This window comes from Mycobacterium lehmannii, from assembly GCF_002245535.1.
Taxonomy (GTDB): domain Bacteria; phylum Actinomycetota; class Actinomycetes; order Mycobacteriales; family Mycobacteriaceae; genus Mycobacterium; species Mycobacterium lehmannii.
In genome coordinates, this window is the sequence record NZ_NKCN01000027.1 from 1 (window position 1) to 19794 (window position 19794).

At 67.2% G+C, this 19794-nt stretch carries 19 protein-coding genes and 1 other RNA gene; 11 read left to right on the forward strand and 9 right to left on the reverse strand.

Features of this window, described 5'->3' with window-relative positions; translation table 11 throughout:
• The first annotated feature begins 75 nt into the window (after positions 1–75).
• Positions 76–423: an LpqN/LpqT family lipoprotein gene (locus tag CEX87_RS22735; RefSeq protein WP_094289200.1), complete on the forward strand. Its 348-nt coding sequence runs from the start codon at positions 76–78 to the stop codon at positions 421–423.
• 52 nt (positions 424–475) lie between these two features.
• Positions 476–790 carry a hypothetical protein gene (locus tag CEX87_RS27155; protein ID WP_133148006.1) on the forward strand — a complete coding sequence of 105 codons (315 nt, stop codon included), beginning with the start codon at positions 476–478 and terminating at the stop codon, positions 788–790.
• A gap of 15 nt (positions 791–805) precedes the next feature.
• Here the strand turns inward: CEX87_RS27155 and CEX87_RS22745 are convergent, their stop codons facing one another.
• Genes CEX87_RS22745 through CEX87_RS22755 form a run of 3 tightly spaced genes read right to left on the reverse strand, consistent with a single transcriptional unit; the run spans position 806 to position 2208 of the window.
• Positions 806–1300, reverse strand: a complete 495-nt coding sequence (locus tag CEX87_RS22745; protein WP_094289202.1) for a methyltransferase family protein — start codon at positions 1298–1300, stop codon at positions 806–808.
• A 5-nt stretch (positions 1301–1305) separates the two neighbouring features.
• The gene (locus CEX87_RS22750) at positions 1306–1743 is read right to left on the reverse strand and encodes a VOC family protein (protein WP_094289203.1); all 438 of its coding nucleotides are present in this window, start codon (positions 1741–1743) and stop codon (positions 1306–1308) included.
• A gap of 9 nt (positions 1744–1752) precedes the next feature.
• Complete coding sequence (locus CEX87_RS22755) at positions 1753–2208, reverse strand: helix-turn-helix domain-containing protein (protein WP_094289205.1); 456 nt, start codon at positions 2206–2208, stop codon at positions 1753–1755.
• Positions 2209–2267: 59 nt separating this feature from the next.
• Here CEX87_RS22755 and rnpB point away from each other — a divergent pair.
• An RNA gene (gene rnpB, locus CEX87_RS22760) (RNase P RNA component class A) lies at positions 2268–2686 on the forward strand.
• A gap of 26 nt (positions 2687–2712) precedes the next feature.
• On the opposite strand, the gene CEX87_RS22765 is transcribed toward rnpB, so the two are convergent.
• Positions 2713–4194: a CYTH and CHAD domain-containing protein gene (locus CEX87_RS22765; RefSeq protein WP_094289207.1), complete on the reverse strand. Its 1482-nt coding sequence runs from the start codon at positions 4192–4194 to the stop codon at positions 2713–2715.
• Positions 4195–4269: 75 nt separating this feature from the next.
• On the opposite strand from CEX87_RS22765, the gene CEX87_RS22770 reads away from it, so the two are divergent.
• A complete protein-coding gene (locus CEX87_RS22770; RefSeq protein ID WP_064394066.1) occupies positions 4270–5049 on the forward strand; it encodes an enoyl-CoA hydratase/isomerase family protein in 780 nt (259 codons plus the stop codon).
• Here the strand turns inward: CEX87_RS22770 and panB are convergent.
• Positions 5046–5909, reverse strand: a complete 864-nt coding sequence (gene panB, locus CEX87_RS22775; RefSeq protein ID WP_064425679.1) for a 3-methyl-2-oxobutanoate hydroxymethyltransferase — start codon at positions 5907–5909, stop codon at positions 5046–5048. The genes CEX87_RS22770 and panB overlap by 4 nt on opposite strands.
• 160 nt (positions 5910–6069) lie before the next feature.
• Between panB and CEX87_RS22780 the strand changes: the two genes are divergently transcribed.
• Complete coding sequence (locus CEX87_RS22780; RefSeq protein ID WP_064394064.1) at positions 6070–7461, forward strand: WS/DGAT/MGAT family O-acyltransferase; 1392 nt, start codon at positions 6070–6072, stop codon at positions 7459–7461.
• A gap of 45 nt (positions 7462–7506) precedes the next feature.
• Complete coding sequence (locus CEX87_RS22785) at positions 7507–9024, forward strand: alpha/beta hydrolase (protein ID WP_064394063.1); 1518 nt, start codon at positions 7507–7509, stop codon at positions 9022–9024.
• Between the two features lie 35 nt (positions 9025–9059).
• Here the strand turns inward: CEX87_RS22785 and CEX87_RS22790 are convergent, their stop codons facing one another.
• The 4 genes from CEX87_RS22790 to CEX87_RS22805 form a co-directional block, all read right to left on the reverse strand.
• Positions 9060–9836 carry a hypothetical protein gene (locus tag CEX87_RS22790; protein ID WP_233151483.1) on the reverse strand — a complete coding sequence of 259 codons (777 nt, stop codon included), beginning with the start codon at positions 9834–9836 and terminating at the stop codon, positions 9060–9062.
• 88 nt (positions 9837–9924) lie between these two features.
• Positions 9925–10527 (reverse strand): TetR/AcrR family transcriptional regulator, encoded by a 603-nt coding sequence (locus CEX87_RS22795; protein ID WP_064394062.1) that lies wholly within the window; start codon positions 10525–10527, stop codon positions 9925–9927.
• Between the two features lie 2 nt (positions 10528–10529).
• A complete protein-coding gene (locus CEX87_RS22800; RefSeq protein ID WP_094289209.1) occupies positions 10530–11462 on the reverse strand; it encodes an acyl-CoA thioesterase in 933 nt (310 codons plus the stop codon).
• A gap of 38 nt (positions 11463–11500) precedes the next feature.
• Positions 11501–12097: a VOC family protein gene (locus CEX87_RS22805; RefSeq protein ID WP_233151484.1), complete on the reverse strand. Its 597-nt coding sequence runs from the start codon at positions 12095–12097 to the stop codon at positions 11501–11503.
• A gap of 26 nt (positions 12098–12123) precedes the next feature.
• On the opposite strand from CEX87_RS22805, the gene CEX87_RS22810 reads away from it, so the two are divergent.
• The 5 genes from CEX87_RS22810 (at position 12124) to CEX87_RS22830 (ending at position 19793) form a co-directional block, all read left to right on the forward strand.
• Positions 12124–13038 carry an NAD-dependent epimerase/dehydratase family protein gene (locus CEX87_RS22810; RefSeq protein ID WP_094289213.1) on the forward strand — a complete coding sequence of 305 codons (915 nt, stop codon included), beginning with the start codon at positions 12124–12126 and terminating at the stop codon, positions 13036–13038.
• A 5-nt stretch (positions 13039–13043) separates the two neighbouring features.
• Positions 13044–14183, forward strand: a complete 1140-nt coding sequence (locus tag CEX87_RS22815; protein WP_094289247.1) for a sulfotransferase family protein — start codon at positions 13044–13046, stop codon at positions 14181–14183.
• A gap of 4 nt (positions 14184–14187) precedes the next feature.
• Positions 14188–15384 (forward strand): hypothetical protein, encoded by a 1197-nt coding sequence (locus tag CEX87_RS22820; RefSeq protein ID WP_094289215.1) that lies wholly within the window; start codon positions 14188–14190, stop codon positions 15382–15384.
• Positions 15385–15447: 63 nt separating this feature from the next.
• Positions 15448–16788 carry a type I glutamate--ammonia ligase gene (gene glnA / locus CEX87_RS22825; protein ID WP_064394056.1) on the forward strand — a complete coding sequence of 447 codons (1341 nt, stop codon included), beginning with the start codon at positions 15448–15450 and terminating at the stop codon, positions 16786–16788.
• A gap of 38 nt (positions 16789–16826) precedes the next feature.
• A complete protein-coding gene (locus CEX87_RS22830; RefSeq protein WP_064427922.1) occupies positions 16827–19793 on the forward strand; it encodes a bifunctional [glutamine synthetase] adenylyltransferase/[glutamine synthetase]-adenylyl-L-tyrosine phosphorylase in 2967 nt (988 codons plus the stop codon).
• Position 19794: the final 1 nt, after the last annotated feature.

A 19794-nucleotide genomic window follows, 5' to 3' on the forward strand; every position in this document is an offset into this window, starting at 1 on the left:
GGACCGCGGCGGCCTTCTCCTCAGGGCTGTAACGGCGCGTCGTGGGCTTCCCGGCAGACTGTTCCTTCGGCATACCTGCATCCTCGTTTCCAAGGTCAGGAGCCTCCAACATTTCCAGGGCGATTCAACGCGGCGAAGATCTTCGAGTACGCGCCGGAGCAACTGGAGGAAATGGCCGAGTTCAAACCATTGGGAGAACCCACGAGGGGCTCCTTCGGCGGCTTCGACTCGATTTCGTTCGCCGGCAATTTCATGGACAACGGCAAGCCGCGATTCGTCGCTCAAAAGACGGTCGTGGTGCCGGCCGCCGACGGCCTATTCGTCCTTCAGCTGAATGCGGACAGTCCCGAGAGCGAGCAGAACGTGGTGCTCGATGCCATCAAGGTGATCGATGAACAGACGACCATCAGGCCGCCGTCGTGATCACCGGCATCCGTGACCCATGGACCCCGCTTACCGACGGAGACGCATCGATATGAGAATCCGGACATCGGCTCCAGCCGCCCTGTTGGCTTCGGTGTGCAGCGCCGTAGTGATCTCGTGGTCCCTCGTGGCCGCGCCTGCGGCGGTTGCGCAGTGCACGGCCGGCGAGGTGTGGGACCAGCGCACCGGGGTGTGCTGGGACCAGTCGCAGACCTCACTGGGGGTCTCGGGCACCGGCGGCTGGTGCAAACCGGGGAGGATCGGACTGTGCATTGCGGCCTGGCAGAACTCGCAGGTCCCCGGCGCGAACCTCAGTCCCGCCCCGCCCGCGGGCCCGGCGCCACGCTCGACTTGGCCTCGCGGCTGACGTCCGCCTAAAGCATCAGGACGGCGCCGTCCACGGGGTCAACCGAGGAATCCACGCGCGCACGTTTGCACGGTACGTCTCGTACTGCAAACGATAGGTCCGGACCAGGGTGGGCTCTTCGTACCACCGCACGAACGACGCGGTGACCGCCCATGCGATCGCGGCGTACAACACCAGCCACAGGTTGGCGAAAAGCACTGCCTGGCCGAGGATCGCGATGATCAGACCGACGTACATCGGGTTGCGGACGAACCGGTTGAACCCGGTCACGACCAGCCGCTGGGTTGGCGCGACGGGCATGGGAGTGCCGCCTGCCCTGACGAATTCGATGAACGCGTGGATGGGCGGGAACAGGCCGGCGACGATCATGATCCCGCCCAACACCACGCGCCACGCCGGAGCGTCGGAAAGCTCCCAGCCCGTGATCAACCACGGGCCGACCCCGACGACTGTGCCGGGCGCCACCACGAAGAAGGCAGCCGAGGCGACCGCAGCGGTGCTGGTCCGCACGTGCGCTACCCCGTGATGGCCGAGATGTCCGCGAGTTGGGTCAGGCGCACGCTGTTGCCCGACGGATCGCGGAATCCACAGTCGATGCCGTAGGGAATTTCGTGGGGTTCCTCCGTGAACTCGACTCCGCGCGAACACATTTCCTCGTAGGAGGCCTGGCAGTTCTCCGTCGTGAGAAACACGGTGCCCGCGAAGCCCTTGGCGGTCAGGTCCAGTACCTGCTTGCGGGTCGGCTCGTCCATGACCGGTTGGCCGGGTACGGCCATCAGCACGATCGACACGTCGTCCTGGCCCGGCGGTCCGACAGTCAACCATCGGAAGATGCCGTCGACATCAGGCAGTGAAACATCCTGCCGCACTTCCATACCGACCTTCTCGGTCCAGAATCTCAGTGCGGCTTCTTGGTCATGTACCCACAGGTGGGCGCTTGCGATTTTGATCATGGCTGAACGCTACGACCGCCCGACTTTCCTCGTCTTCTCCCCGTGTGCTGTCTTGGGCACCCGACTGTCGGCGGGAGGTCGGGTGTCGCGCTTGAGGATGCAACTCGGAATCCGGGCATGGACGGCCGCGGGCGGAAGACTCGCGCGGTACGCGGCCGGCGGCAGCCCGTACACCCGGGCGAAGCTGGTGGTGAACGACCCGACGCTCTGCAGGCCCACCATCACGCAGACATCGGCGACCGAGCGGTCGGTGTAGCGCAGCAGCGCGGCCGCACGTTCCAGGCGACGGGTCTGCAGGTAGGCGCGCGGTGTTTCGCCGAAGGTGCGGGTGAACATCCTGCTGAAGTGCGCGCGCGACAGCCCGGCGGCCGCGGCGAGGTCGTCGACGGTGATCGCCTCGGCATAGCGCGCGTCGACCAGATCCTTGGCGCGCAGCAGATAGCGCGCCGGAGGCACCCGGGCCATGCGCCAAGTATGTCGAACTCGCGGAACAGCGGCGACACCCAGTACGTTGAACCCGCGGATGAGTTGGCTGGGCGGCCGCGGGATCCAGGTTCACCTGGATTTCGAGGAAAGTCCGGACTTCACAGAGCAGGGTGATTGCTAACGGCAATCCGAGGTGACTCGCGGGAAAGTGCCACAGAAAACAGACCGCCACCACCGGGTCTTCGGACTCGGGGAGGTAAGGGTGAAACGGTGCGGTAAGAGCGCACCAGCATTCCGGGTGACCGGAGTGGCTAGGCAAACCCCACCCGAAGCAAGGCCAAGAAGGCCGCAACCTGGTTGCGGCCGCGCAGGCGCCCGAGGGTTGCTCGCCCGAGCCTGCGGGTAGGCCGCTCGAGGCACCCGGCGACGGTGTGTCCAGATGGATGGTCGCCACCTCGCCGCCGCGGTCAGCCGCGGTGGTGCGGGACAGAATCCGGCTTACAGGCCAACTCATCCGCCCCTGGCCGGGTGGGCCGGGCCGCGCTACCGTGCCTTGCGCACCGCCTTGGCGAGCTTCTTGAGCGCGCCTTCCAACTGCTCCCGCGAGCGGTGCGCCAGTTCCTCCTCCATCCGGAAGAGCAGACCGTAGGTGAACGTGTCCTCGCCCGCGGCGTGCGCGGCATCGGCCTGCTGGCTGAGGTGGGTCCGGCTGACGACGCTGTCCTGGTGGTCACCCAGCAGCGACTGAATGCTCTTGGCCCGATCCGAGACCTTGGACTCGCCGGTCGCCGCTGCCGTGTATCGAAGACGTTTAGCGCCCTTGCGAATTCGATGCAACGCCTCGTCTTTGTCGTCGTCGGCTTCAGCCGCGGCGGCCGCCTTCGCCGCTTTGCGCACCCGCTTGTAGGCCGCGTCGATCGTCGCCTGGGTGCGCTCATCTTCGTCCTGTGACAGCGCCGGCTCCGCGGCGACCAACCCTTCGAGCGCGTCGAGCAGCCGGAAGTAACGCTGGGACCGCATGGCGATCAGCGACCGGCGCAGCCCGGCCGCATAGCGACGGTTGGCCCCGTCGACCAGCCGCTCCCGCACCGGCCCGCGGACCAACGCCGCCGGCAACTCGCCGAGGGCCTCCTCGTAACGTTCGGCCAGCACTTCGGCGTCGCGCGCCACTCCCAGAATTGCGGCCAGTTGCTTGAGCTCGTCGAGAATCCAGGCGTCGTCGGAGATGCCGAACACATCCCGAGAGGTCTGCAACAGGCTGCGGATCTTGCGCGTCGTCACCCGCATCTGGTGCACCGAGTCCGGCACGTCGGCGCGCACCGCGCGGTCCCACTCGATCAGCTGCTCGACCTGTTCGGCCACCGCACGGTGCACGACGTCGCTCGATGCGGAGGCAGTCTCCGGTGCCGACGACTCCGCCAACACCCGCGCCAACTTCGAACCGCTGGCCGCGGCTTCGGCGCCGGCGTCGATCAGCCGGTTCGACAGCCGGTCGAGCAGTTCCCGGTCGGCACCATCGGTAAGTTCGAGTTCCCATTCGCGCCACGCCTGCTCAGGGCCGCCCGGCTCGGCCGACGCCGTCACGTGGTCGTCACAGAACTCCGCGACCGGCGTCCCGTCGGGACCGTAGAGCATGTTGACGGTGCGCCGGGTCGAGATGCGCGCGACGGGGCGCAGCGGATGGTCGCGCACGATGGCCAGCACGATGTCGCGCAGCGCCTCGGGCACCTCGTTCTCATCGCCGAGAGGCTCCCTGACCTCCGTGCGGGCGTCGGGGCCCGCGGGGAGTTTGAGATGCCATCCTTCGTCCGGACCGCCGGTGCGCCTGCGCAGCGTGATACGCCGCGCCGCGAGGTCGTGATCGGGGGTATCGAAGTACACGGCCTCCAGGTGGTGCGCGGGCGATCCCTCGACCCGGGCCACCGCCGACAACCCTTCGAACGACGGTGCCACGGTCGATTCGCCGACGTCGAACTTGCGCTCGACCTCCAGATGCCGCGTCGACTTGTCGCTGGATTTGCCCATGGTGCGAGACAGATTGCCACATGCAGGTGAACACGGGGGAACGGATGCCGAGGACGGAGAAGATAGTGTCCCTGTGTGACCGAATACGAAACGCTGACCTTCGAGCAGACCGGTGCCATCGCCCGCATCACGCTGAATCGGCCGGATGCCGCAAACGGCATGAACGGCACCATGACTCGCGAGCTGGCCGCGGCGGCCAAGCAGTGCGACACCGCCGCGACCAAGGTCGTGGTGCTCACCGGGTCGGGCCGGTTCTTCTGCGCCGGTGGTGATTTGAAGGACTTCGCATCGGCGCCGGACCGCGGCGCGCAGATCAAGGGCGTCGCCGACGATCTGCACCGGGCGATCTCGACGTTCGCTCGGATGAACGCGGTCGTGATCACCGCCGTCAACGGCACCGCGGCCGGCGCGGGATTCTCGCTCGCGGTGACCGGCGACCTGGTGCTGGCCGCCGAGTCGGCATCGTTCACGATGGCCTACACCCGCGTCGGCCTCAGCCCCGACGGCAGCGCCTCCTACTACCTTCCGCGGCTCATCGGGATCACCAAGACCAAGGAACTCATGCTCACCAACCGCACCCTCACCGCGCAGGAGGCCTCGCAGTGGGGCCTGGTGACCGAGGTGGTCCCCGACGCCGAACTGGCCGACCGGGCCTCGAAGCTGGCCGATCAGATGGCGGCCACCTCGGCCGGTTCGAACGGTGGGGTCAAGCAGCTGCTGCTTACAACGTTCGGCAACGGGCTCGAGGAACAGATGGAACTCGAGGGACGGCTGATCGCCGCCCGCGCTGTCTCCAACGACGGCCGAGAAGGCGTCGACGCCTTCCTGGCCAAGCGAAAAGCCGAGTTCGCCTAGAAGGAGTGCTCGTCGGCGGGGAACACCCCGCTGGCCACCTCGTCGGCGTACTGCTCTGCGGCGCGGCGCAATTCGGCACCGACGTCGCCGAAGCGCTTCACGAACTTCGCGGTTTTGCCGTTGGTCATACCGGCCATGTCCTGCCACACCAGCACCTGCGCGTCGCAGTTCGCGCCGGCGCCGATGCCGATCGTGGGGATGGTCAGCTTGCCGGTGATCTGAGTGGCCAGTTCGGCGGGCACCATCTCCATGACGACGGTGAACGCGCCTGCTTCCTGCACGGCGATCGCGTCGTGAATGGTCTGCTCGGCGGCGTCACCGCGGCCCTGGACCCGGAATCCGCCCAGACCGTTGACGCTCTGCGGGGTGAACCCGATGTGGGCCATCACCGGGATGCCTGCCGCGCTCAGCGTTGCGATCTGCTCGGTCACACGCTCGCCGCCCTCGAGCTTGACCGCGTGCGCACCGGTCTCCTTCAGGAAGCGGGTCGCGGTGGCCAGCGCCTGCTGGGGCCCGCCCTCGTAGCTGCCGAAGGGTAGGTCGGCCACGACCAGCGCATGCGGTGCACCGCGCACGACGCCGCGTACCAGCGGGATCAGCTCGTCGATCGACACGGGCACGGTGGTGTCGTAGCCGTAGACGACGTTGGCGGCCGAATCGCCGACCAACAGCACCGGGATGCCTGCCTCGTCGAAGATGCGGGCGGTGGAGTAGTCGTAGGCCGTGAGCATGGCCCATTTGTGGCCTTCGGCCTTCCACTTCTGCAGATGCAGGGTGCGGACCTTCGTCCGCGGAGCGGGCGGTTCGGCAGAAGTGCGTGGTTTGGCCTCGGCAGCCCCGTACACGGTCTGCTCAGACATCGTTGTCCCCCAATTGGGTGGGTCGGGTCGAATCCTCGAGGCCGAAATCGGTCCCCGGGTTCGCTGACGCCCCTCAGTCTGCCACTCTGTGCGCGAGATGTTAAAAGGCCTGTTGAGTGGATTTGCTCACACCCGGCGTCACCGGGCATAACATTCCGACATGCAACGGCTCAGCGGGCTCGACGCCAGCTTCTTGTACCTCGAGACCGCGCAGCAGCCGCTGCATGTGTGTTCGATCCTCGAACTCGACACCTCGACGATGCCCGGCGGCTACACGTTCGACCGGTTCCGGGACGAGTTGAACATGCGGATCAAGGCGATGCCGGAGTTCCGCGACAAGCTGGCCGACACCCGGTTCAACCTCGACCATCCGGTGTGGGTGGAGGACAAGGACTTCGACGTCGACCGCCATCTGCATCGCATCGGCCTGCCCGCGCCCGGGGGCCCCCGCGAGCTCGCGGAGATCTGCGGACATATCGCGTCGCTGCCGCTCGACCGCACCCGCCCGCTGTGGGAGAAGTGGGTGATCGAGAACATCGACGGGACCAACCCGCAGGACGGCGGGCGTCTCGTGGTGATGACGAAGGTGCACCATGCAGGCGTCGACGGAGTCACCGGCGCGAGCATGATGTCGCAGCTGTGCAGCACCGAACCCGACGCCCCGCCACCGGATCCCGTCGACGGTTCCGGTGACGCGAGCTCACTGGAGATCGCGATCTCCGGTGCGGTCAAGTTCGCCACCCGACCGCTGAAGCTGGCCAGCGCGGTGCCCATGACCGTCTCCTCGGTGGTCGACACGGTCCGTCGCGCCCGCTCGGGCCTCTCGATGGCGCCGCCGTTCGCCGCCCCGAGGACGGTGTTCAACATGAACGTCACCGGGCACCGCAACGTCGCGTTCGCGCAACTGGATCTCGAGGACATCAAGACCGTCAAGAACCACTTCGGGGTCAAGGTCAACGACGTGGTGATGGCGCTGGTGTCCGGCGTGCTGCGCAAATACCTCGCCGACCGCGGCCAGCTGCCGGAGAACTCGCTCGTCGCGATGGTGCCGGTCTCCGTGCACGACAAGTCCGACCGGCCCGGGCGTAACCAGGTGTCGGGGATGTTCTCGCGGCTGGAGACCCACATCGAGGATCCAGCGGCCCGGCTGAAATCGATCGCCGAGGCGAATTCGGTTGCCAAACAACACAGTTCGGCGATCGGTGCGACCCTGTTGCAGGACTGGACACAGTTCGCCGCCCCGGCGGTATTCGGTGTCGCGATGCGCGTCTACGCCTCGAGCCGGCTCAGCGGTGCGCGGCCGGTGCACAACCTCGTCATCTCCAATGTTCCGGGCCCGCAGGTGCCGCTGTACTACCTGGGCTGCGAGGCCAAGGCGATGTATCCGCTCGGGCCGATCTTCCACGGGTCGGGTCTCAACATCACCGTGATGTCGCTGTCCGGGTCGCTGAACGTCGGCATCGTGTCCTGCCCGGAACTGCTGCCCGACCTGTGGGATATGGCCGACGACTTCTCCGCGGCCCTCGACGAGCTGTTGGCCGCCACGCGATAGCGCCCTAGCCAGCGGCGATGAGGGTTCATGGCAGCATGTTGAGCCATGAACGCCAAGATCGGGGTCTTCGCGACCACTGTGCTGCTCGCGGCCACCGGATGCAGCCAACTGGTCGACGGCCGCGCCGTCGTCGCGGTGCCGCCACCAGGCACCCCGATCGAATGGGCCAAATGCCAGACCGAACAGTCCGACGAGTCGCGGATTCCCGCCGACGCCGAGTGCGGCATGCTGTCGGTCCCGGTGGACTACGACGAGCCCGACGGAGACGTCGCCCGCATCGCGATGGTCCGGTTCAAGGCCACCGGCGACAAGATCGGCTCGCTGATCATCAACCCCGGAGGGCCGGGGGAGTCCGGTGTGGAGGCCGCCGCGAGCATCGTCGGCTCGCTGCCCGAGTCGGTGCGCCAACGCTTCGACCTCGTCGGCTTCGATCCTCGTGGCGTCGCGAACTCCACCCCCGCGCTGTGGTGCAACTCCGACGCCGACAACGACCGGCTGCGCGCCGAACCCCAGGTCGACTACTCGCCGGAGGGGGTTGCCGAGATCGAGAAGGAGACCAAGGAGTTCGTCCAGCGCTGCGAGGACAAGATGGGCAAGGAGTTCCTCGCCAACGTCGGGACCGTGAATGTGGCCAAGGATCTCGAGGCGATGCGCCAAGCGCTCGGTGACGAGAAACTGACCTACCTCGGCTACTCCTACGGCACCCGCATCGGCGCCACCTATGCCGAGAACTACCCGGACAAGGTGCGCGCGATGGTCCTCGACGGGGCGGTCGATCCCAACGCCGATCCCACCGAGGCCAACGTCCGCCAAGCCGCAGCCTTCCAGACCGCGTTCAACGACTACGCCGCCGATTGTGCGCAGAACCCCGCCTGCCCGCTGGGCACCGACCCTTCGAAAGCCAACGACGTCTACCACAGCCTGGTCGATCCGCTGGTGGAAAAGCCGCTGCGGACGCGGGATCCGCGGGGGCTGAGCTACTCCGACGCCATCGTCGGGACCATCCTGCCGCTGTACTCGCCGGACCTGTGGCGGCACCTGACGCAGGCGCTCAGCGAGATGGAGCGGGGCGCCGGTGACACCATGCTTGCGCTGGCCGATCTGTACATGGGCCGCGACGCGCAGGGTCATTACAACAACTCGACCGACGTACGGGTCGCGGTCAACTGCGTGGACAAGCCCGCCGTCACCGACCGCGCGAAGGTCGTCGAGGAGGACCGGCGGGTGCGCGAGGCGGCGCCGTTCATGAGCTATGGCGAGTTCACCGGGCACGCACCGTTGGGCACGTGCGCGTTCTGGCCCGTGCCGCCGACGAGCGAACCGCATGAACTCCAGGTGGAGGGGCTGCCACCGACGCTCGTGGTGTCGACGACCAACGATCCCGCGACGCCGTACCAGGCTGGTGTGGAGCTGGCCAAGCAACTCGGTGGGACTCTGGTGACGTTCCAGGGCACCCAGCACACTGTGGTGTTCCAGGGCAACAACTGCGTCGACGACATCGCGGCCAACTACCTCGTCGACCTGACGCTGCCGCCGACCGACACCACCTGCTCCTCGGACTGATCACCGGCGGGGCGTCTTCGGCTGGGCTGTGACCGCTACGGAATCTCCCAGTGGCCGGGGGCGCCGTCGAAGAACGGGTTCTCGAAACCCTGCACCGTCGGAAGCTTCCTCAGCTCATCCGGCGGGATTCCGTAGAAGGGGTTGCGCACCCCGTTGATGGTGGCCGATGCCCTCAGTTGTACCGCGCCGATCTGCTCGCCCGGCAGGCCGAAGTAGTCGTCGATCCCCGGAACGCCCGGCCAGGCGTCGGGCACGACCGACGCAGGGATCTCCCAGTGGCCCGGTGCCTCATCGAAGAACGGGTTTTCATACCCCTGGACCGTGCGCATCTTCTTGAGCTGTCCGGGTGGGATGTTGAAGAACGGATTCGGCACCCCGTTTATGGTTGCCGAGTTCATCAGCTGCCCAGGCGGAATGCGACCGCCCGGCAGGCCGAAGTAGGCGTCGACGTCGGGCAGGTTCGGCTCCAGCTTGGGCACGTCGACATCGACGACGGGAGCCGGAACAGGCGGCACGTCCACCTTGGGCAGCGGCGGCACCTCGACCGGCGGCACGTTCACGTCGACGTCCGGGACCCGCGGAGCCTCGACCCGTGGCACATTCACCTCGGGTGCCCTCGGTACCTCGACTCGCGGTACCTCGACCCCTGGCACGTCGACCTTGGGAACCGGCGGTGGGCCTGGAATGGGAGGCACCGGCGGGGACGGGAACTTCGGGTCGGCCTGCACGGTGCCCACACCCAACCCGAGTGCGGCGAAGCCCCCCACCGCCCCGACCAGGCTCATCGATATTGCGGTTTTCTTGAGATTCATGGTCGCTCCTCGCATCGGCTCAGCGGCGCGACCCCCCGAACGAACGTCGACTACCCGGGGGGTGTGCCGTCGAAACCCATGCGACGCCTCAGGATCGGCTCGCAGCGATCTGGGCGAGCAAATACTCCAGCCGATCGCGCTCGATGGCCGGCTGACTGCCCGCCGCGGCGCTGAGCATGAGCCCGCTGATGAACATCACCGTGAGCAGGGCCCGGTCGTCGACAGCGGAGGGGTCGGCCGCGTCCGGTTGTGATCGCTCCGCGAGCTCTCGGTGCAATCTGAGATAGGTCTGCGAATTGGTATGAAAGACAGCGGATATCGCCGAATCGCGGCTGGTCTGCAGGAGCAACTCGATTCGCGCGCGTGTCCGGGTGAGCCCGGTGCCGGTCAGCGACTTCATCACCACTTCGGCCAGCCTCGCGACGGCGGCCTGCCGGGATGTGTCGACGTGGGCTTCGGTGACCGAACGCAGGTCCGCAAGGTCGAGTTCGGCCACCCGCTCGGCGACGGCGTGGATCAGCGCGGTGCGGGTGCGGAAGTAGTACGACGCGCTCCCATCGGGCACCCCCGCCCGGCGGTCGACTCGCGGATGACTGAGGCCCTTGGCGCCCAGCTCGGCGAGCAACTCGATGCCGGCGTCACACAATTCGCGGCGCCGTTGACGGCTGTCTGGCGCCCGACGCGCGGCCATCTCTACTTCGCAATCGGGCGGATCAGCACTTCTTGCGAGGTGCTGGCCACGGTGCGGCCCACCGCGTCACGGATGGTCCCGCGGATCAGCGCGCGATGTCCGGTGACGGCCACGGTGTCCTGGGTGTACAGATGCCACTCGTCGAAGCGGACGGGCCGGTGCAGCCACAGTGCGTGATCGAGGCTGACCGCCGCGATCGACGCGTAGTCGGCGGGGTGCGGGTGATTGCGCAACGCCATGTCCAGCAGCAGGTAGTCGCTCGCGTACGCCAGCATCGCGCTGTGCAGCGCGGGTTCGTCACCGACGGGGCGGGGCAACCGCATCCAATGCGACCGGGGCTCGGGCGTCTGCCTGCCACCCAGGAAGTTCGTCGGCTCCGCGATGCGCATCTCCACTGCCGGTGGAACGTCGACCCAGTTCTGCGCGTTCTTCCTCAGCCGCGCGGGGACCTGGTGCACCCAGTGCTGCAGCAGCGGCATCTCCTCCGGACCCGGGGTGTCGGGCTGCGGGCGCTCGAGTTCGGGTTCGGCGGCATTGGTGTGGAACGACGCAAGGGCGGTGAGCAGGGTGCGGTCGCCTTGGGCGATGGTGACCCGGCGGGTCGCCATCGATCGTCCGTCACGCACGGCCTCGACGGCGATGTCGACCGGCGTGTCCGAGGCGCCGGTCTGGACGAAGTAGGCGTGCAGGGAATGCGGCGCGTGCTCGTCGACGGTGTGTGACGCGGCGTACAGGGCTTGTGCGAGCAGCTGGCCGCCGAAGATCCGGCCGAAGCGATCTCGTTCGTTGGTCGCCCGAAAGCGGTTGTCGCCCAACGATGTCATTTCCAACGCCCGCTCGAGCGTGTCGAGGGACTCGAGCACGGCCTTCTCCAGCGCGGTTCCCTGCAGCGGGCCGGACAGGTCGGTCAACGGGTCGATCTCATCGGTGGCCATCACGGGTGGATCCTGCCAGATGCTTGCCACCGTTGTCTCTAAGACTTTAGAGTCCGGGGGTGGCCCCTGGAATCCGCCGGCACCCGGTAGCCGTCGCGGGTCATGATGCGGACCGGATCGCTGCCGTCCCAGTCGGCGCATGTCTCAGAGATGGCGCGCACCTGGTCGAGGAAGGCGGTTGGGGCCTCGACGACCTCGGTGTAGAACCCGAAGGCGGCCACGGTGTCGATGTAGGCGATGCGGAAACCGCCACCGGTGCTCTGCGCGGCAATCCGATAGCCCAGCGACGCGAAGTGCGCCGTCTTGGCATCGTAATCTCTTGTGATCGTGGCGATTTGATGAAAGGAGCTCGTTCCGTCCCGACTCCACTCGGAGTAGATGCTGGGTGTGTCGCAATGCTGCTGGATCAATTCGATCTGTACGGGGCCGGCTTGAGCCACCGCGACCTGAATCCGGACCGTGCGGATCTCACCCCCGTAGTCGGCCACCTGATCGGCGATGGGCAGCACGTGGAACGGTCCGACCCCGAACACGCGCGCCCAACTGGCGGCGGCCTCGAGGACGTCGTCGACGACGTGCCCGAGCTGAAAGAACCGAAAATCCCCTTCGGGCCAAGGCTGTTCGAACAGATCCATGCGCACGATCATGGCATGACCGCGCAATGCTGAGCGGGGAACGCGTCCTCGTCACGGGACCGGCCGGTCGCATCGCCTACGGCATCACAAAGACGCTGGCTAGGGACAACGAGGTGTGGGGGATCGCCCGGTTCTCCGACCCGGCAGCGCGCGAGGAGGTCGAAGCCCTCGGTGTGAGCACCCGCCGCGTCGATCTCGGCGACGGGGATTTTTCCCAGCTGCCAACCGATTTCACCTACCTGCTGCACATCGCCGCCGATTTCGGCGAAGACTACGAGCGAGGGTTACGCGTCAACGCCGAGGGAACCGGGCTGTTGCTGTCCCACTGCCGCGGTGTCAAGGCGGCGCTGGTGATGTCGACGGTCACCGTTTACAAACCCCACCCCGACCCGTGGCACCCATTCCGGGAGGACGATCCGATCGGCGATGCCGGATTGCCCAGTCCACAACCGTATTCGATCGTCAAGATCGCCGAAGAGGCCGTCGCCAGATACTGTGCACGCGAGTTCGGCATACCCACAGTCATCGCCCGGATGGGCAGCGCGTACGGCGAGCGGGGCGGTCTGCCGCTGTGGCACCTGCAGGCTATCGCGGAGGGTCGACCCGTCGTGGCTAGATGGGACCCGTTGCCGTACAGCCCGATCCACTACGACGACATCAACGCCCAGATCCCAGCGCTGCTGGACGCGGCGAGCGTTCCCGCCACCATCGTCAACTTCGCGGGCGACACTCCGGTGAGCGTCCAGCAGTGGTGCGCGTACTTCGGTGAACTTCTCGGCGTGTCGCCGCAGGTGGACATACAGCCTGTGCCCGGTGCCTCGGTCGGTTCGGTCGGCGACCACACCAAGCGCACATCGATCACCGGACCCTGCACCGTGGACTGGCGAGAGGGCTTCCGCGCCATGGCCGCTCACCACTACCCGGACCGCATCGAGGCGTGACGCACATGCGCTATCCCGATCCGCAACAGTTGCTCGACGAAGCGGTCGCCGAATGCGGGCGCGCGGACTTCGGACCCGGAGACTTCCGCGAAGGGCTGGCCATCCTGCTGGAAAGCCTGGAACGGGACGGCGATCTGGACCCGGGCACCGACGCCGCGGTCATCGGCGATCTGCGCCGCAGGCTGATCAACCGCCTCGAGGTCGAGGCTTATTACCGGGCACACCCCGAGGTCGAGGACGTCGTCATCGAGGGGCCCATCGACATCAACGGGTTGCCGCGCACGGGCACCACCGCCCTTGCCGACATGCTGTCGCTCGATCCACAGTTCCGGTGTCTGCGTGGCTGGGAGCAGTACCAACCCGTTCCGCCGCCGGTCGCCGGCGGCGAGGCCGACGACCCGCGCAGGCAGGCCTTCATCCGGATGCACGAGGACCGACCCGCCGCGCAGGCCGCCATGCACATCTTCGAGGTCGACGCCACCATGGAGGACACCGAGATCCTCGGGATGGCGTTCCACGGCCAGCAGATGACCTTGCCGGTGGCGGGTTACCGATCGTGGTGGCGGCGCGCGGATCTGAGCGAGACCTACGCCTACCACCGCAGGGTCGTGAAGCTGCTGGGGTCGACGTGCCCACCGCAGCTGTGGCTGTTCAAGGCGCCCCACCACAAGTTCCACCTGGAGGCGCTCGCCGAGGCCTACCCGGACATGTGTTTCGTGATGACACACCGCGACCCGGCCAAGGTCGTGCCGTCCTACACCAGCCTGGTGTCCACGATCTTCCCGCCCGCGGCGGGCGAACGGGACCTTTGTGCACTCGGCCGCGAGGTGTGCGATCACCTGCGTGAGGGCATGGAGCGCGCCATCGTCGAACGCGCACGCATCGGTGAGGACCGCTTCCTCGACGTACATCATCGTGAGCTGGTCGCCGATCCAAGGGGCACCGTGCGCCGTGTCTACGACTGGCTGGGTCTGGAGTTGAAACCCGATGTTGCACAGGCGATTTTCGTCTGGCAGGACGCCAACGCCGTGGGCGCCAAGGGAACGCATAGGTACACCGCCGAGCAGTTCGGCCTCTCGGCCGACGAGATCCGATCCGACTACGACTTCTACATCCGGTATTTCGAGGTCACGGTGGAGGGCTGACACGATGACCGCATTACCCCGCTGGGACACCCAGATGGAGGCGCTGAAAGGCGTCGCCGACCACCTGCTGGCGACGTGGCGGCCCGAAGGCGCCTCCGAAGCCGAAGTGCAGGACATGAACAAGCTCGCCCTGTCGATTCTCGCGTGCGGCTACCTCTGCCACGTCTACACCGACTCGCGGCGGCCGGTGTTCATGCCGCTGTGGAACTACGCGTGCAATCAGGGCGGGCCCAACCCGGACTACGTGTACCTGAGCGCCGAGGTCGACGGGTCGGGCGTCTACGAACTCGTCGGTCGTCGCGGCACAGTGCGGTTCGTCGAGATCACCCAGCAGGCACCCGGAATGATGAAGAGTCTCAAGGGCGTCGAGCGGCAGATGAAGTTCCGGGCCATCACCCACGACCTGGATGACCTGACGATCGCCGAGGACGGTTCCTTCCGCGTGATCATGTCCGCCGAACGTCCCGACTCCTACGACGGCGACTGGTGGCCGCTCAACCCCGAGGTCGGCAAGCTGCTCATGCGCAAATGCGCCTGCGACTGGAACGCTGAGATCGACGCCCAGGTCGCGATCAACCGCCTCGACGACGCAGGTGAGGACATGTCGCCTGCCGAGATCGCGCGGCGGTTCTCGGAGCTGGGCGACTGGATCAAGGGCATGATCGACTTCGACATGGAGCTGGTCCGGTACTACCGGGAGCACCACGGTTTCAACGTGCTTTTGCGGTCGCAGTGGATCCAGCAGGGTGGTGGCCTGGCCACCAAGCAGGCCTACTACGACGGCATCCATCAGATTGCCGACGACGAGGCGTTGATCGTCGAGTTCCCCGTGCCGGCGAACTGCTACTACTGGCAGATCCTGGTGGCCGACGACCGGTTCTCGACGGTGGACTGGGTGAACCGGCAATCCAGCCTCAACGATATTCAGGCGCGGATCGACCCCGACGGCTGGTTTCGCGGCGTGGTGTCCAAGCGCGATCCCGGCGTGTACAACTGGCTCGACAAGGCCGACTGGCCGTGGGGGATCCTGCAGGCACGGTTCTACAAGGCCGAGGAGTTCCCCGACGTCACGGTCACGAAGGTGCCGGTCGCCGACGTGCTCGACCATCTCCCGGAGGGCACACAGGTGCTCACCCCAGATGAGCGCCGAACCCAGCTGCGGCACCGTCGAACGGGTGCGCAGATGCGCCGGATCTGGTGATCAGCCCATCGATTGCAGCCGCCGTGTAACACCGATTTAACAGCCGGTGCCTACGCTGCGATCATGGATCGGCAGAAGGAATTCGTGCTGCGCACGCTGGAGGAACGCGACATCCGCTTCGTCCGGCTGTGGTTCACCGACGTGCTCGGATACCTCAAGTCGGTCGCGATCGCCCCGGCCGAACTCGAGGGCGCCTTTGAAGAGGGGATCGGATTCGACGGCTCGTCGATCGAGGGCTTCGCCCGGGTCTCGGAAGCCGATATGGTGGCCCGCCCCGATCCGTCCACCTTTCAGGTGCTGCCGTGGGCCGACGGTTCGGGCCGTCATCATTCGGCGCGGATGTTCTGCGACATCACCATGCCCGACGGCTCCCCGTCATGGGCGGACTCGCGCCACGTGCTGCGCAGGCAGTTGGCCAAGGCCAGCGATCTCGGGTTCTCCTGCTACGTCCACCCGGAGATCGAGTTCTTCCTGCTCAAGCCCGGCGAGGACGACGGCACCCCGCCCGTGCCCGCCGACAACGGCGGTTACTTCGACCAGGCCGTGCACGATTCGGCGCCCAACTTCCGCAGGCACGCCATCGACGCGCTCGAGCAGATGGGCATCTCGGTCGAGTTCAGCCACCACGAAGGCGCGCCCGGCCAGCAGGAGATCGACCTGCGCTACGCCGACGCCCTGTCGATGGCAGACAACGTGATGACGTTCCGCTACGTCGTCAAGGAGGTTGCGCTCGGGGACGGGGTCCGGGCGTCGTTCATGCCCAAGCCGTTCGCCGAACATCCCGGTTCGGCCATGCACACGCACATGAGCCTGTTCGAGGGCGACACCAACGCGTTCCACAGCCCCGATGACCCGCTGCAGCTCTCCGACGTCGCCAAGTCGTTCATCGCCGGGATCCTCGAGCACGCCAAGGAGATCAGTGCCGTCACGAACCAGTGGGTGAACTCCTACAAGCGCCTGGTGCACGGCGGTGAGGCGCCGACGGCGGCGTCCTGGGGTGCGGCAAACCGATCGGCGCTGGTGCGGGTGCCGATGTACACCCCGCGCAAGGCGTCGTCGCGGCGCGTGGAGGTGCGCAGCCCCGACTCGGCGTGCAACCCGTACCTGACGTTCGCGGTGCTTCTGGCCGCGGGCCTGCGCGGTATCGAGAAGAACTACGTGCTGCCTGCCGAGGCCGAGGACAACGTGTGGACGCTGACCCCCGAAGAGCGCAGCGCGATGGGATACAAGGAGCTTCCCGGCAGCCTCGGCGCCGCGCTCGAGCAGATGGAGAACTCCGAACTTGTCGCGGAGGCCTTGGGCGAGCACGTCTTCGACTACTTCCTGCGCAACAAGCGCGCGGAGTGGGAGAACTACCGCAGCCACGTCACACCGTTCGAGCTGAAGGCCTACCTATCTCTGTAGGTGATTAGCCGACATAGGTGCTGCGCTACCTTTTAGGCGTGGCCAAACCAGCGACGCAGCGTCCGAAGCTGCCGAGCGCAGGCCGGTTGGGACTCGTCGAACCCACCGCGCCCGCGGAACTCGACCTGTTGGGTTGGAACACCGACGCGCACGTCGAGCTTCTGTGGTCGTTGTCGCGCGCCCCCGACGCCGACACCGCGCTGCGCACGATGGTCCGGTTGGCCGAGGCGTTGGGCGATGGCTGGGACGAACTCAACCGCGCTCTGCTCACCGACAAAAGCCTGCGGGGCCGGCTGTTCAGCCTGCTGGGTTCCTCGTTGGCCCTCGGTGACCACCTCATCGCGACTCCGGAGAATTGGCGGTTGCTCGCCGGTGACGTCGCCCTGCCGACCCGTGACGCGCTGCGCGAGATGTTCGTCGCGCTGGCCGACGAGGCGTCCGACACGTCTACCGCGCTGCAGCCGCTGCGCAAGCTCTACCGCGACCGGGTGCTGGTGCTGGCCAGCCTGGACCTGGCACCGACGGTGGAGAACGAACCGGTCCTGCCCTTCCCGACCGTCGGCGAGCACCTGTCGGACCTCGCCGACGCGGCACTGGCCGCCGCGCTGCACCTCGCGATCAAGACGACCGGGGGCGAGTCACCGCCCCGGATCGCGGTCATCGCGATGGGCAAATGCGGTGCGCGCGAACTGAACTACGTCAGCGACGTCGACGTCATCTTCGTCGCCGAGCCCGCCGACGCGTTGGCGACCCGGGTGGCCGGCGAGCTGATGCGGTTCGCGGCCGACGCGTTCTTCGAAGTCGACGCGGCGCTGCGGCCCGAAGGCAAACACGGCCAGCTGGTGCGCACGCTGGACTCGCACGTCGCCTACTACGAGCGCTGGGCCAAGACGTGGGAGTTCCAGGCCTTGCTGAAGGCGCGGCCGGCCGCGGGCGACCCCGAACTCGGTCAGGCCTACGTCGACGCCCTGATGCCGATGGTGTGGACGGCCAGCGAGCGCGAGGACTTCGTGCCCGAAGTGCAGGCGATGCGCAGGCGGGTCGAGGAGCTCGTGCCCGCCGGGCAACGCTCGCGGGAGATCAAATTGGGCACCGGCGGGCTGCGCGACGTCGAATTCGCCGTGCAGCTCCTGCAATTGGTGCACGGCCGCAACGACGATCGGCTGCACGTCGCGTCGACGGTGGCCGCGCTGGCCGCACTCGGTGAACGCGGATACGTCGGGCGCGACGACGCCGCCAACCTGACCGCGTCGTATGAATTCCTGCGCACACTCGAGCACCGGCTACAGCTGCAGCGGATGGTGCGCACCCACCTGCTTCCCGACGAGGACGACGACGAGTCGCTGCGCTGGCTGGCCAGGGCCGCGCACGTGCGGCCCGACGGCACGCGCGATGCGCTTGGCGTGTTGCGCGAAGAGCTCAAGCGCCAGAGCCTGCGGGTGTCGCGGTTGCATGAAAAGCTGTTCTATCAACCACTTCTGGAGTCCGTCGGGCAACCGGCAGTGAGCATCTCGGACGGTATGACGCAGGCGGCCGCCGAACGGCAGCTGGCCGCACTGGGGTACGAAGGCCCGCAGAGCGCATTGACGCACCTGGCCGCCCTCACCGGGAGCAGCGCCCGGCGTGGCCGCGTGCAGCAGGTCTTGTTGCCGACGCTGCTCAATTGGCTGTCGGACACCCCCGACCCCGATGCGGGGCTGCTGTCCTACCGCCGCATCAGCGATGCGCTGTCCGAACAGCGGTGGTTCCTGGCGACGCTGCGCGACGAGGGCGCCGTCGCCAAACGCCTCATGCAGGTGCTCGGCACGTCGGCCTACGTTCCGGAATTGCTCATGCGGGCCCCGGAAGTCATCCAGTCCTACGCCGACGGCCCCAACGGGCCCAAACTGCTCGACGCCGAACCCGACGCGGTGGCGCGGGCGCTTGTCGCCTCGGCCGCAAGGTATTCCGAGCCGCAGCGGGCGATCGCGGCGGCGCGCACGTTGCGTCGACGCGAGCTGGCGCGGATCGCCTCCGCCGACCTGCTGGGCATGCTCGAAGTCACCGAGGTGTGTCGGGCGCTGTCGTCGGTGTGGGTCGCGGTGCTGCAGGCGGCGCTGGAAACCGTGATCCGCGCCCAAACGTCGGACCGGGGGCCGCTGGCCAAGCTCGCGGTGATCGGCATGGGCCGCCTCGGCGGGGGCGAACTGGGCTACGGTTCGGACGCCGACGTGCTCTTCGTGTGCGAACCCGAAGCCGGAGTTGACGAATCGGCCGCGGTGAAGTGGGCGGTGACGGTCGCCGAACAGGTGAGGTCTCTGCTCGGGACACCGAGTTCGGATCCGCCGCTGGAGGTCGACGCGAACCTGCGGCCGGAGGGTCGCAACGGTCCGCTGGTGCGCACCCTGTCTTCGTATCAGGCCTACTACGAGCGCTACGCCCAGACGTGGGAGGTGCAGGCGCTGCTGCGGGCCCACCGCGTCGCTGGCGATCTGGACCTGGGGGAGCGGTTCCTGTTGATGATCGACAAGATCCGGTACCCACCCGGCGGGGTGTCGGCCGAAGCGGTACAGGAGATCCGGCGGATCAAGGCTCGGGTGGACGCCGAACGGCTGCCGCGGGGAGCCGATCCGAATACGCACACCAAACTCGGGCGCGGAGGCCTCACCGACATCGAGTGGACGGTGCAGCTGCTGCAGTTGCGATACGCGCACAAGGTGTCCGCGCTGCACAATACGTCGACGCTGCAGTCGCTGAACGCGATCGGCGCCGCCGAGCTGATCGCCGAGGGCGATGTCGAACTGCTGCGTCAGGCCTGGCTGACCGCGACGGCGGCACGTAACGCGTTGGTTCTGGTGCGCGGCAAGCCGACCGACCAATTACCCGGGCCGGGACGTCAGCTCAACGCCGTTGCGGTGGCCGCCGGCTGGGACAGTGACGACGGGGGCGAGTTCCTCGACAATTACCTGCGGGTGACAAGGCGGGCAAAAGCCGTCGTGCGCAAGGTCTTCGGTGGCGAGGCATAGT